This is a genomic window from Peptacetobacter hominis, assembly GCF_006861675.1.
GTDB lineage: Bacteria > Bacillota > Clostridia > Peptostreptococcales > Peptostreptococcaceae > Peptacetobacter > Peptacetobacter hominis.
In genome coordinates this window covers 1-12,848 of sequence record NZ_SGJB01000017.1, presented here as the reverse complement: position 1 = coordinate 12,848, position 12,848 = coordinate 1, and the positions used below count along the sequence as shown (strand labels likewise).

The window sequence follows — 12,848 nt, the reverse complement described above, 5'->3', positions numbered from 1 at the left end:
ATCATGGAAATAAAAATAAATGGACTTAGTACCGGATACGGTGACAAAATGATTATAAAAAATCTGAATACCATAATACCCGATGGAAGTTTTACAATGATAATTGGTCAAAATGGATGCGGTAAATCTACTCTGCTTAAAACATTATCCAGAATAATAAAACCAAAGTCTGGAACTATTTTTATAGGTAATAATGAACTGGGAAAAATAAAAAATAAATCGCTGGCTAAAAAAATTGCGGTCTTGCCTCAGAATCCCATGGTTCCTGAAGGTATAAAAGTACATGAACTTATAGCATACGGAAGGTTTCCTTATCAGAAGCCTTTTTCAGGACTTTCTTCAAAGGATTATGAAATTATAGACTGGGCTATGGAAAAGACGGGAATATCCGAACTGAAAAATTCTGTTTTATCTGAGCTTTCAGGTGGACAAAGACAGAGAGCCTTTATTGCTATGGCTCTTGCACAAAAGACTGATGTATTGCTACTTGATGAACCAACGACTTATCTTGATATAGCTCACCAGCTTGAGATACTTACTCTTCTTAAAAAATTAAATATTGAGGAGAATGTAACTATAATAGCTGTTGTACATGAGCTTAATCAGGCATGCAAATTTGCAACAAATATAATAGGAATGAATGCAGGCAAAATAATATTTGAAGGTCATCCGATGGATGTAATAACAAAGGAAAATCTGAAACTTGCATATGAAATAGATGCTGAACTTTATGTAGATAGAAAAAAAGGGTATCCTATATGTATCGATTACGGAGCCTGCCATGAATAAAAACTTCAGACTCGTTTTGTATGGACAGATTATCAGTATGTTTGGAAGTGCAATACAGAGATTCTCTCTTTCTCTGTATATTCTTGAAATAACCGGAAATTCTTCAATATACGCAAATATACTTGCACTATCTGTCCTTCCTTATATATTTGTCGCTCCTATCGCAGGAAATATCGCTGATAGGTTTAACCACAGAAAAACAATGATCGTTCTGGATATTTTATCTGCTGCATCTATTTTGATATATGGTATCGGTATATATATAAATTTTTATCCTATTATTACGACATCTATAACAATGATACTGCTTTCTTTATTTTCTGCCTGTTATAATCCCGTAGTTACTTCATGTATACCTAATATTGTAGAAGAGGAATCTCTTTCAAGATCAAATAGCTTTATAGCAATGGTTTCATCTATATCAAATATAGCAGGTCCTGCTGTATCCGGTATAATGTTTTCATTAATTGGTATAAATGGAATCATTATAATCAATTTTATAAGTTTTATCTTTTCTGCTTTTATGGAGTATTTTATAACCTATAATTTTAAATCTTATGAAAAGCTAAGTAGCAATATCAATATAATAGATTCATTCAAAGAATCATTAGATACTATAAAAAACATAAAAAAACACCACTCAGTTGTAATGGGAATAATCATTTCATACGGATTATTTAACATCTGTATAGTTCCCATAATCACTATAATACTTCCCTCTGAAATAAAACTCGCCCTTAGGCTTTCTTCCTCATCTTTTGGTATAATTGAAGGAATTGTGGCATCAGGAATGCTTTTGGGAAGTATATTTATAGCACTTTGCCCATATTTATTCAGATTTGACAAATACTATAGATGGAACTATATTATTCCTGTTTCTATTGTTGGTATGTCCTCTGCTTATATTTTCTCCGATAATAAGTTTTTACTGGCAGCAGCAATTACAGTTGCTTGTTTCTTTATAATGTTTTCTCTCAGTATAGGAAATACTGTTACACTTACACAGATTCAAAAATCTGTTCCTTCTAATATTCTTGGAAAGGTCAGTTCTATATCTACGGCATTTGCATCTTCCACCGTACCTATAGGACAGATACTTACAGGATTTATTCTACAATATAACATTCACAGAGGAATATTGCTTATCATATATGCATTCATATCTCTGATTATCTGTATATACATCAAAAGATTCAGTACAAATAAATAATTTCCTGGAAAATAGAAACGTATAAATTCTATAAAATAGTCTTTTACATAAAATTAAAATATCCCCGTATTAAACGGGGTTTATAAATATTATTTTAATTATATAAAAATCAAAATTTTTATATGTATTCTTTATATTTATCAAATAAGTTTTTATATACTGTAGAGTTCTCAATTAAATCTTTATGAGTTCCTTTTTCTTTTATAGTTCCATTTTCAATAACATATATATATGTAGACAAATTCTGAACATAATTAACCTTATGTGTGACGTAAATTCCAATTTTATTTTTCATTATATTTTTATATATATCAATCAGCTCATATTGTTTATGTATATCTAATGATGAGTCTGGCTCATCTAAAATATAAACATCAGCATCTTTGAAAATGGCTCTTCCTACTGCCAATTTCTGCCATTCTCCTAAAGACAATTGTCTATCTCCAAACCAATTTCCAATTATTGTATCCAAATCATTTTGTGAGTTACAAATACTTTTGTTAAAATTTATAGTTTTTAGTGTTTTAAATATTTTTTCTCTGTTATTTATAGACTCGATATCTCCAAATGCAATATTCTCACATATACTAGCTTCATATTTTACATAATCTTGGAATATACATCCAACTTTATTATAATAATTTTTTATATCTATTTTTTTTAGATCGATATCATTTATAAATATTTGACCACTATAGTTTCCATATAATCCTAATATGAGTTTTATAATTGTTGTCTTTCCTGATCCATTTTCACCAACAAAAGCTACTCGCTCGCCTTGTTTTATCGTAAAATTAATATTATTTATAACATTTTTGCCATTATTATAGCTAAAAGATACATTTTTGAATTCAATTTTATTTATACTACTTATTTTTAAATCACCTTTTCTATTATTTGGTTTTAAATCAAAAAAATCAAATAAAAAGTTTATATACATAGATTGTTCAATTATACTTTCAATGCTAGAAAATATATTTTCAATATTACTTTTTATATTTATAATAGAATCTATATAGGCTGTAACATCTCCTATTAAAATTCTTGATATATATCCCTGATAAACAATATAAATATATATTAAACCTAATAAAATACTATTTATAATATCTAGTATACTTGAAAAGATAAATTCTATTTTAGTCATTGATATGTCCTGTGAAATAATTCCACTTTGGATCTTATCAAATTTATTTACAAAATATTGTTTTAGGCCAAATAATTTAATTTCTTTAAATGCATTTCCTGTAGTAAAAAGGAAATTTATATACCAACTTTTTCTTTCATCTATTGTCCTTTTTACTCTAATATCATACCATAGATTATTAATCTTAATAGTTACTATACATTCGATAAAAGATGGTAATAAAACTAAAAGTATAAGCCACCATTTAAACTTGATTATTATTATAGAAACTGATATCAATGTTATAATACCTTTAAATAGATTTATATTCTCTGAAATAAAAGATATAATTGATAATCCATTTTGACTATTTGCTCTACTTATCACATCGTAAACTTCTTTATTTTCAAAATCCATCAATTCTAGTTCTGTTGTTTGCTCTATCATTTTTATGCTTATATACTTTGAAAATTTCAATCCAAATATATTCTTATATAAGGAAAATATATTAGATATAAATAGCTCCAACAATGATATAAATATATACAATAATACATATTCTAGTATTATATTAAAAGTCAAACCTTTTTGTAGATTATTTATTATCTTTTGCATTACAATTATTAATATAGAGGGTATTATCCCTTGAATTATTGAAATAAAACAATTTAGAAGAATGTATTTTTTATCATAATTCCATATTATTGAATAGCTATTTTTTAAACAAGTAAAAATTTTATTATTATTTATATTATTCAATTATATTATTCCCCTTTATCTAATATTGTACTAAAAGTATAATTTTATAATATACTCCAAAATTTATTATTTCAATACTTAAGCAAATATTTTCCTAAATACTTGATTATATTTTTTCATAGGTATATTATAAAATTATATAAAACAAATTGGAGAGGTGTTTTTTATGAAAGATAATCCTTTTATTCATCTATTCGAGACATCTGATGGTAAATATTTATTTGATGTTAATAAAAATACAATTATTAGTATTCCAGATAATGTCTATAATTTTCTAAAAAAACCTACAACTAATATGGACAGTAATGTCGAAAAATATTTACATACTCTTAAAAACTGTGGTTTTTTAAAGAGCAATAGAGTTGAAATTTCTGAACATTCTGAAACAAAGTATTTGAAATATTACTTAGACAATAAATTAAGCACTTTGTTATTACAATTAACTCAAAATTGTAATTTACGATGTGATTATTGTATTTATTCTGGAAACTACAACACAAGAACTCATTCTAATAAAATTATGGATTTTGAACTGGCAAAAGATGGGATAGATTTTTTAATAAAACATTCTCGTGATAGTGATAATATTTTTATAGGTTTTTATGGGGGAGAACCATTTTTAAATTTTGATTTAATGAAAAAATGTATGGATTACTCATTAAAAAAAATACCTAACAAAGAAATATATTTTAATGTTACAACAAATGCAACATTACTTACCAAAGAAATTGTAGATATTATTGTAAATTACAATCTTACCATTCTAATAAGTCTTGATGGACCAAAGCAAATACATGATGAAGCTAGAAAATTTGCTTTTAATAATCGTGGCTCTTTTGATACATTATATAATAACCTTAAATACATAAAAACAAAATATCCGGACTATTATAAAGAGCATATTCTTTTTAATACAGTTCTTCATCAAAGTAACTTTGGTTGTGTTGATAATTACATAAAATCTGATGATTTATTATCTGACTCGTACTTTATGTCTACTTTTATAAGTGATAGTTATTCAGATAAAAAACATGAGATTTCAGATTCCTCTATAAGTGAAATCCAATATGAAAAATTCTTATTATTTTTATCAAAGATTGGTATATTAAATAATTATAAACCATCTAAATTATTAGATTTAGATTTTCAGCAAATCGGTAGCATTGTAAATTCATCAAAAATTGATCACTTACCTAAAAAATCACATCATTCAGGTGTATGTATTCCTGGAGTACAAAAACTTTTTATGAATGTAAATGGAGATTTTTTCCCTTGCGAAAGAGTTAATGAGCTATCTGATTTTTCTAAAATTGGATCTATAAAAAATGGGCTTGATTATAATAAAATTGAATATATGATGAATATAGAAAATATTACAAAAGAAGAGTGTCATAACTGTTGGGCATATAATCATTGTACAATTTGTCTTTCTGGATTAGAAGATAATAATGGAATAAAAAGAGAAAATATTCTTTTAAGATGTCCTTATGTTAAAAATTCTATTGAAGAAAAACTTAAAGACTATACAGTTCTTAAATCATTAGGATATAATTTCTAAAAATTTTTAAGGCGGTGTAATTATGTACAAACTTTTAATTTTCTACTATAACAATGAGCTTATTCCAGTATTAGAAAATGCTGATTTAATTAGTAATAATATTAGTGATATTAATGTTATTTCATTTCAAGATGTAAATAATTCTTTTCAAGATAAACGTATAAGATTCACAAATATTGATTATTTATATGAATCAATATTAAATTCTGATATAATTTGGATATTTGATTCTAAGGAAACAGGCAATATTGATATATATATAGATAATTGTATCTCAATAGCTATGAATCATAATAAAGAAATCATCTGGGGAAGTAGCAAAAATATAAGTAATGAGCTATCAAAATATGATCTTCTTAAAGATATAACAATTGTAAATTCTAATTTAGAGTATAATCTAGATTCTAAAAATGAGCTATTAGATATTGATACTCCTATAGTTTTTATTTTAGGATTATCAGAAAATACAAATAAATATGCAACTCTATTAAAAATACATAAAGATCTAAAAAAAAATAATTTTGATGTATACTCTTTATCTGCAAGAAATTCTAAGGATTTTAATGATATAAATATTTTACCAAAGTTCATATATGATAAAACAATAAGTTTATCCGATAAAATACTACTTTTCAATCATTATATTTATATGTTAGAAAAAACTTATAAGCCAGAAATTATTTTGATTGAAATTCCTGGAGGTTTTGGAGTTTTTTCAAAAAAATTAACAAATAATTTTGGAGAATTTTTATTTATAGCTTCTAATGCATTGCTTTCGGATTTTAACATTTTGAATATTCCTCTTGAAGATTATAATCAATCTGACTTTGATAATATGAATAAATTTATAAATAATAGATTTAATTTAAATATAGATATTTTTAATATTATTCCAAAAAGATTATGTTTTGCTGAATCTGAAAGAACTCATAAATTTTCTTATTTATCTTTAGATAATGATATTGTTGATAAATTTATAGAAAAATTTGACAATAATCAAAATATATTTAATGATAATAATATTAAAGTTTCTTTAGCGAATGAAATAATTAAAGTTTTGACTTATTATTCAAGTAATAACTTATTATGATTAAAGAACTACAATAAAGAAATGAGGTATGTATATGAAATATAACAAAGATTCATTGGAAAAAGAATTGAATTTTATAATGATTAATCGAAGTAATATAAATTTTTTAGAAAATCCAAATTTGAAAAGTCAGAATTTTTTTTCTAAAGAAATAAATTTACCACCTAGAGAGCTTGTTCTTATATTAATAGATATACAAAATAAACTTAATGTTACTATCCCAGAAGCTGATATTATAAATAAAAAATTTAATACTTTTAATAATATACTCTCTATTCTTGAAAGGAGTTTTGATTATGAAAAAATTAGGTAAAAGAAGCAACAGCTTATCAAATTCTGTAACACCACTTAATGAATGTATGTTTATATGTCAAATTGCTTGTAATAATGCAGCAGATACTATGTGTAAATGTTCTAGTAGCACAGCACAATCAACTAGCTATAACTCTAAATGGAACACTTATCATATGATGCATATATCTCCTGGTGGAACTAAATAAAAATAAACTTTTATAATATTTATCAGCTTTTGTGATATATAAAAAGGGATTATTTTACTAACAATTAGCTAGTAAATAATCCCTTTATTATATATTAAGCAACTTATATTAGCATAATAAAAATGCTGTTGTAAATACTATAAAGTATCAATACAACAGCATATTTTTATTGATCTTATTCTTCAACTAGAGAATTTAGTTTTCCACTTATAGCCCAAAGTACTACAGCAGATACTATAGCTATAGCAGCTACTGCGAAATATCCCTGAGCAAATGGGAATTTCTGTAAGAACTCATATAAATATCCATAAGACTTAGCTGAGAAGAATGTTGCAACGTTCCATACACCAAGCATAACTGTTAGAAGTCTTGCTGGAGCGAACTTACTTACGAATGAGTTTCCAAGTGGAGAGAATACCATCTCACCAAGTGAAAGAACTATACCGAATGCAACTATCCATAAAAGACTAGCCTGTCCATCTCCTCTAACAACATCTGCACCTGCGAATATTACGAAAGCTATTCCTAGTAATAATAGTCCTAGAGAAGTTTTCTTGAACATGTCAAGGTCACCCTGTGGTCTAGCTGCTAGTTTACCCCAAACTACTGCCATTATTGGACCAAGTGCCATACAGCAGAATCCGTTTAATGAATCAAAGTATGAAGTTGGAACCTGGAAACCTCCAACATTCCAGTTCATGTGCTCTGGCCAGTAGAAGTAAACTGGCTGATATGCAAGATACCAGAATAACCAGAATATTATAGAGAATATAGAAACTATGAATATAGCAACTATTCTCTGTTTTTCATTCTTAGTTAAAGGCTGTTTTTCTTCTTTCGCTGATTCATCTTTTACTTCCTCAGCTTTGAAAGGTTTTAGACCTATATCACCGAAGTGTCTAGCTCCTACTATGAACCAAACTGTACAAACTACCATTATAGCTGCACATATTAAGAATGCTGGCTGGAAGTTAGTTTTATTTGCACACATAGCTCCTAAGAATGTCGTACCTATGAAAGATCCTATATTTACGAATGAGTACTGTATAGAGAATGCAGCATCTAGTTCTTCTTTACTATCGAATAATCTACCGTTTATAGCAGATACCTGAGATTTGAAGAATGCTGTACCTATAGAAACTAATATTATCATTGCGTTTGTCATTGCAAGGCTTGTCTGAACTGATGCGAAGTATCCGCATACATAACCAGCTGCCATTAATAATGTACCAACTGGAACAAGTTTTCTAGCCCCAACATAACGGTCTGTTATATATCCACCTATAAGTGGAGATATGTAAGTGAATGCAACTAAGTTTGCTGATATTTTAGCTGCATCAACGTCTGTAAGTCCAAGTCCACCATTTACTATCTGTCCTGCAACGAACATTGTAAGGATGTACTTAGCTGCGTAGTATGCCATTCTTTCAAATGTGTAAGAAAGAGAACATACCCAGAACCCAAATGGTCTTTTGTGTGTAGTGCTCATCTTTTTTTCCTCCTGTGTATTTATCTTTTCAGTTTAAAGATTTCGAAAATTTAAAAAAAACACTTCATTTTATATCTTTTCGAATCTCTAATCCCGATATTTATAATATCATATAAAAAAAACTTTTTCAAGCTTATTTAACGAATTTCCTATTTCTTTAAATGCTTTTTTATCTCCAAAACGATTATATACTAAACAAACTAAACCGAAAAACGTTTCTTAATTTTTATAGTTTCGTTATATTACTACCTTGAACAGCAGATAAGTTAGATGTATAATATATTTTATATGATTTTATTTATGTAAATAAGGAGGAAACTATTTGAACCCTACATTCAGACTTAAATACAAAGAAACAGAAAAACAAATGACTGATACATTCAAACTGTTTCTTTTATACAAAAATTACAATTCTTATAAATCTTATGTAGCTTTTCTAGGTGTATTTATCTATATTTTTATAATGTATTTTATGAAACCTCGGATTAACCTTGGACTTTTATACTTTACACTTCAGTTCCTTTCTTTCTGGCTTGCTGCATTTGTTGTAGGAGACATTTATGCAAAAACAAGCGGAAGAAAAAAAGCTTTAAAAGATGCTGAAATGTATGGATATGATCAGTATCATAGAAGACTTGAAAACAGAGGAGAAGAACTTGAAATAGAGGTTGAATTCTTCGACGATAAATTCACTTTTACGGTAAAGGAAAATGTTACTGATTATAACTATAACGATGTATCTAGAATACTTGAAACAAAAGATGTATACGGAATTATGATTGGTCATAAACTTACAAATAATCAGATTCTGGCAATTCCAAAAAGCTCAATGAAAAAAGAAAAAAGAGAAAAGTTTATAGACTTCCTTATGGAAAAGACTACAAACAGAAAGAAAAAGAATATTATAAACGTACCTTATGATAGAGTATAAATAAAAAGGTGCTATTGCAAATACTTATGCAATAGCACCTTTTTATTTTCAATTATCTCATTCAGAAATCATATATATTTTTTCTGTTATATATTCTAATTTCCTATCTTTCGTTTTTTATTGTTTTTTCTATTATTAAATCCATCATTTCAGATGTAAGAGCTCCCTGAACATAACCAAAGACTTCACCTTTTTCATTTATCATAAATGTTGTAGGCATGGAAGATATTCCATATCCTCCAAAAACTGTCCCTTCCCTGTCCATAAGAACCGGGAATGTATATCCGTTTTCATCAAGGAATGATTTTATTTCCTCTTCGCTTTTTTCCTTCCCAAATCCAGGTGCAACAACACCTATAACCTCAACTTCCGGAGATTCTTCACTGTCTTTATGTTTTTCATACAGCTTCTGTATATCAGGAAGTTCGTATTTACATGGAGAACACCATGTAGCCCAGAAATTCATAAATACAACCTTTCCTTTATAATCAGAAAGTCTATGCTTTTCTCCATACTGATCATATAATATAAAATCTGGAGCTGGATTCAACTCATCTTCACTCGATTCCTCATTCCGTGATTTGTTGTCTTCGGATGATACAGATTCATTATACGAAGTATTCTGTGTCGCACTCTGTGATGTATTGAACTTTCCTGAAAACATAACAGCACCCATTATTATCATAATAATTCCGCCCAGTTTCACAGTATAGTTCACAACATTTCTATACTTTCTGAAAAACTCCAGTATTTTTGCTGTAAATATACCTGTAAGAATAAATGGTATTGTAAATCCGGCAGTATATACTCCTATAAGCATAAATCCCATCTGCCATGTAGATGAATTACCAGCCATTATTAAGACCGATGCAAGCACAGGTCCTACACATGGAGTCCATGCAAAACTGAACGTAAATCCAAACAATGCTGCAGTAACGGGAGACATTTTCATTTTTTCGATACTTATCGGTATTCTTTTTTCAGATCCAAGTATATTCAATGTCCCGAATATTCCTGTCTGATATATACCAAAAAGTATTATTATAACTCCACCTATTCTCGAAAACAGAAGCCGGTTTTCAGAGAAAAATTTACCAGCTGCAGAGGCTCCAAGTCCCATTATAAAAAAGGCCGCTCCTATACCTAAACAGAAACATATTATATTTATAAAAAGCCTCAGTCTACTTCCAAAAAGCTTTCCATCTTCCGTATTCCCACCCGAAAGATAACCAATATAAATTGGTATCAATGGAAGAACACATGGAGATAAAAAGCTCAGCAGTCCCTGTATAAATACTGTAACAGCAGGAACTCCAGTTTCTATATTAAAATTCATATAATACCTCCAGAGATTAATTTTCTAAGTTATATACCCTCTGAGATATACTCACTAACTTTTATATCTGAATTCTATTATTGATTTTTTCTATACACATCTATATTTTTTATCCGGCATATTCCCTGTGTCATCGTTCCCATTGGACAATATACACACCACGATCTTGGTTTGAAAAGAATCATCGTTATTATTCCAAGTATTGTGGAGGTAAGCATTACACTGTAAAAACCAAATGCAAACTGAACCATCCACGGATTGAATCCTCCTTCATACGCAAAGCTCCAAGGTGCTTTGAATGTCCAGAGTATCGTTACGACCTCTTTCATGTCAGTAGCACCTCTGAACACCATATACGTCGATACAAGCATATTTATAAACATAACCATAAAGAATGTTAAAAATCCGTATCTGAACCATTTGCTTTTTATAAATTTGGGTATATCCTTCTTTCTTGATAGTTTAAGTTTTTTCCCTAAAATATCAAAAAGCTGACCCCTTCCACAGTATCTGTTGCAGTATGCTTTGTTTCCAGACACAACAGATATTATCAGTGGTATAAAAAAACACAAAAGCCCAAACCATGCAAACATTATATTAAAAAATCCAAGCGTAAGATAAAGAAGAGACGCTATCCATAAATAATCATACCATTTTTTGCTCTTTTTCATTATGCCTCTACCCCCGCTTTTAAAATTTCTATTACAGATGCAGGACATTCTCTGCTGCATAATCCACAACCTATGCATTTATCCACATCTACAGATGCATATAGTCCCCTATAAACACTTGTTGCATCCTTTGGGCATACTTTTACACAACATCCACAGGCAACGCATGTACTTCTATCAACTTCAGCATATTTCTTTTGTTTTATTTTCTTATCCGTTATTGTTTTTTTAATGTTAGACATATTTTATTCCTTTCTGTTTTATTGGATAAAATTTTGTAATATGTTCATCCGATATCCAATTATAATTTATCCAATCCTGATTTTCTGTAACCATGTCACACAAAGAAATATTTAGTTGATATATGACAGCTCTTATATCATTTATAAAACTCTCGATTTTCATAAGTTTAGCCGTATTATATAGTATTTTTTCTCAGTATATCTATATCCTCAATTGTTAAAACACCTCTTCCAGTCTTTATGGCACCCTCCTGTTCAAGATGTTTTAATAGTCTACTAATAACTTCTCTGACACTACCTATATTTGAAGCTATCTGCTCATGAGTCATTTTAATTCTAGTTCCATTTTTTTCATACTCCTCACATAAGAACACAGCAAGTCTTTTATCTACAGCAGTAAAAAGTATCCGCTGCATTGCAGTCATTATTTCGGAGAATTTTTTTGTAATTTCTTCGTACATATAACATTTCAGATATATATTTTTTTCAGCTACACTTCTGAATGTTCCAGAAGGTATACTCAATATCTCAAGATCACTCTCCGCATCCATATGTATATCAAATGCTATTGATTCAAGTATACATGATGCAGAAAGTACACATATATCTCCCTCTGAAAGTCTGTATAACGTAACTTCTCTTCCTTCCTCGGATATTATATATACTCTCATTGTTCCCTTTTTTAAGGCTATAATTCCAGCACATTCCGAGTATTCACTGTTTATCTGTCTTCCTTTTTTAAATTTTTTCTCAGATATACTTTCTGCTATAATATTTTGTTCATCACTATTTAATTTATTCCAAAAAGGAAAAAATTTCTGGATTTCATTCATAATTTATATCTCCTGTCTTCTGAATAAAAATTTAATATGACAAAAAATAAAAAAAGATTACGTGGCTACGACCTACTCTCCCGGGGGCCTTCGCCCCAAGTACCATCAGCGCTAGAGAGCTTAACTTCTGTGTTCGGAATGGGAACAGGTGTATCCTCTCTGCTATAGTAACCACATAATCTTCTGTTTCAGAGCTGCACTCTGAAAACCGCATACATACATCTTCCATCATTTATCTTGGTCAAGTCCTCGACCTATTAGTATCAGTAAGCTGCATACATTGCTGCACTTCCACCTCTGACCTATCAACCACG

Annotated in this window: 12 protein-coding genes and 1 rRNA gene; 6 read left to right on the top strand and 7 right to left on the bottom strand. The window is 28.7% G+C overall.

What is annotated here, in order from left to right; genetic code table 11:
* Positions 1-3 precede the first annotated feature (3 nt).
* Both EXD82_RS08545 and EXD82_RS08540 read left to right on the top strand, forming a co-directional pair.
* Positions 4-789 (top strand): ABC transporter ATP-binding protein, encoded by a 786-nt coding sequence (locus tag EXD82_RS08545; RefSeq protein WP_142536499.1) that lies wholly within the window; start codon positions 4-6, stop codon positions 787-789.
* On the top strand, positions 782-1,999 hold the full coding sequence (locus tag EXD82_RS08540; RefSeq protein WP_142536498.1) for an MFS transporter: 1,218 nt from the start codon (positions 782-784) through the stop codon (positions 1,997-1,999). The genes EXD82_RS08545 and EXD82_RS08540 overlap by 8 nt, the downstream gene beginning before the upstream one ends.
* Before the next feature lie 118 nt (positions 2,000-2,117).
* On the opposite strand, the gene EXD82_RS08535 is transcribed toward EXD82_RS08540, so the two are convergent.
* On the bottom strand, positions 2,118-3,884 hold the full coding sequence (locus EXD82_RS08535) for an ABC transporter ATP-binding protein (RefSeq protein ID WP_142536497.1): 1,767 nt from the start codon (positions 3,882-3,884) through the stop codon (positions 2,118-2,120).
* 166 nt (positions 3,885-4,050) lie between these two features.
* Here EXD82_RS08535 and ccpM point away from each other — a divergent pair, with 166 nt between their 5' ends.
* The 3 genes from ccpM to EXD82_RS08520 are packed head-to-tail and all read left to right on the top strand — an operon-like array spanning position 4,051 to position 6,845.
* Positions 4,051-5,442 carry a Cys-rich peptide radical SAM maturase CcpM gene (ccpM, locus tag EXD82_RS08530; protein WP_142536496.1) on the top strand — a complete coding sequence of 464 codons (1,392 nt, stop codon included), beginning with the start codon at positions 4,051-4,053 and terminating at the stop codon, positions 5,440-5,442.
* A gap of 22 nt (positions 5,443-5,464) precedes the next feature.
* A complete protein-coding gene (locus tag EXD82_RS08525) occupies positions 5,465-6,532 on the top strand; it encodes a TIGR04066 family peptide maturation system protein (protein WP_142536495.1) in 1,068 nt (355 codons plus the stop codon).
* Between the two features lie 34 nt (positions 6,533-6,566).
* Positions 6,567-6,845, top strand: coding sequence for a peptide maturation system acyl carrier-related protein (locus EXD82_RS08520; protein ID WP_142536494.1), 279 nt, complete (start codon positions 6,567-6,569; stop codon positions 6,843-6,845).
* 362 nt (positions 6,846-7,207) lie between these two features.
* Here the strand turns inward: EXD82_RS08520 and EXD82_RS08515 are convergent, their stop codons facing one another.
* Positions 7,208-8,521: a peptide MFS transporter gene (locus tag EXD82_RS08515; RefSeq protein WP_142536493.1), complete on the bottom strand. Its 1,314-nt coding sequence runs from the start codon at positions 8,519-8,521 to the stop codon at positions 7,208-7,210.
* A 322-nt stretch (positions 8,522-8,843) separates the two neighbouring features.
* Here EXD82_RS08515 and EXD82_RS08510 point away from each other — a divergent pair, with 322 nt between their 5' ends.
* Positions 8,844-9,452, top strand: a complete 609-nt coding sequence (locus EXD82_RS08510) for a YcxB family protein (RefSeq protein ID WP_142536492.1) — start codon at positions 8,844-8,846, stop codon at positions 9,450-9,452.
* A gap of 103 nt (positions 9,453-9,555) precedes the next feature.
* Here the strand turns inward: EXD82_RS08510 and EXD82_RS08505 are convergent, their stop codons facing one another.
* The 5 genes from EXD82_RS08505 to rrf all read right to left on the bottom strand — a co-directional run bounded on the left by EXD82_RS08505 (position 9,556) and on the right by rrf (position 12,710).
* Complete coding sequence (locus EXD82_RS08505) at positions 9,556-10,788, bottom strand: redoxin domain-containing protein (RefSeq protein ID WP_142536491.1); 1,233 nt, start codon at positions 10,786-10,788, stop codon at positions 9,556-9,558.
* Between the two features lie 77 nt (positions 10,789-10,865).
* The gene (locus EXD82_RS08500) at positions 10,866-11,459 is read right to left on the bottom strand and encodes a 4Fe-4S binding protein (RefSeq protein WP_142536490.1); all 594 of its coding nucleotides are present in this window, start codon (positions 11,457-11,459) and stop codon (positions 10,866-10,868) included.
* On the bottom strand, positions 11,459-11,701 hold the full coding sequence (locus tag EXD82_RS08495) for a 4Fe-4S binding protein (protein ID WP_142536489.1): 243 nt from the start codon (positions 11,699-11,701) through the stop codon (positions 11,459-11,461). Before EXD82_RS08495 ends, EXD82_RS08500 begins: the two co-directional genes overlap by 1 nt.
* 176 nt (positions 11,702-11,877) lie before the next feature.
* Positions 11,878-12,534: a Crp/Fnr family transcriptional regulator gene (locus EXD82_RS08490; RefSeq protein WP_142536488.1), complete on the bottom strand. Its 657-nt coding sequence runs from the start codon at positions 12,532-12,534 to the stop codon at positions 11,878-11,880.
* A 59-nt stretch (positions 12,535-12,593) separates the two neighbouring features.
* Positions 12,594-12,710: ribosomal RNA gene (rrf, locus tag EXD82_RS08485) — 5S ribosomal RNA — on the bottom strand.
* Between the last annotated feature and the right edge of the window lie 138 nt (positions 12,711-12,848).

Bases quoted from the DNA above. Each gene is read 5' to 3' on its own strand.
- EXD82_RS08545 (WP_142536499.1), top strand. From the start codon at position 4: ATGGAAATAAAAATAAATGGACTTAGTACCGGATACGGTGACAAAATG.
- EXD82_RS08540 (WP_142536498.1), top strand. From the start codon at position 782: ATGAATAAAAACTTCAGACTCGTTTTGTATGGACAGATTATCAGTATG.
- ccpM (WP_142536496.1), top strand. From the start codon at position 4,051: ATGAAAGATAATCCTTTTATTCATCTATTCGAGACATCTGATGGTAAA.
- EXD82_RS08525 (WP_142536495.1), top strand. From the start codon at position 5,465: ATGTACAAACTTTTAATTTTCTACTATAACAATGAGCTTATTCCAGTA.
- EXD82_RS08520 (WP_142536494.1), top strand. From the start codon at position 6,567: ATGAAATATAACAAAGATTCATTGGAAAAAGAATTGAATTTTATAATG.
- EXD82_RS08515 (WP_142536493.1), bottom strand. From the start codon at position 8,521: ATGAGCACTACACACAAAAGACCATTTGGGTTCTGGGTATGTTCTCTT.
- EXD82_RS08505 (WP_142536491.1), bottom strand. From the start codon at position 10,788: ATGAATTTTAATATAGAAACTGGAGTTCCTGCTGTTACAGTATTTATA.
- EXD82_RS08500 (WP_142536490.1), bottom strand. From the start codon at position 11,459: ATGAAAAAGAGCAAAAAATGGTATGATTATTTATGGATAGCGTCTCTT.
- EXD82_RS08495 (WP_142536489.1), bottom strand. From the start codon at position 11,701: ATGTCTAACATTAAAAAAACAATAACGGATAAGAAAATAAAACAAAAG.
- EXD82_RS08490 (WP_142536488.1), bottom strand. From the start codon at position 12,534: ATGAATGAAATCCAGAAATTTTTTCCTTTTTGGAATAAATTAAATAGT.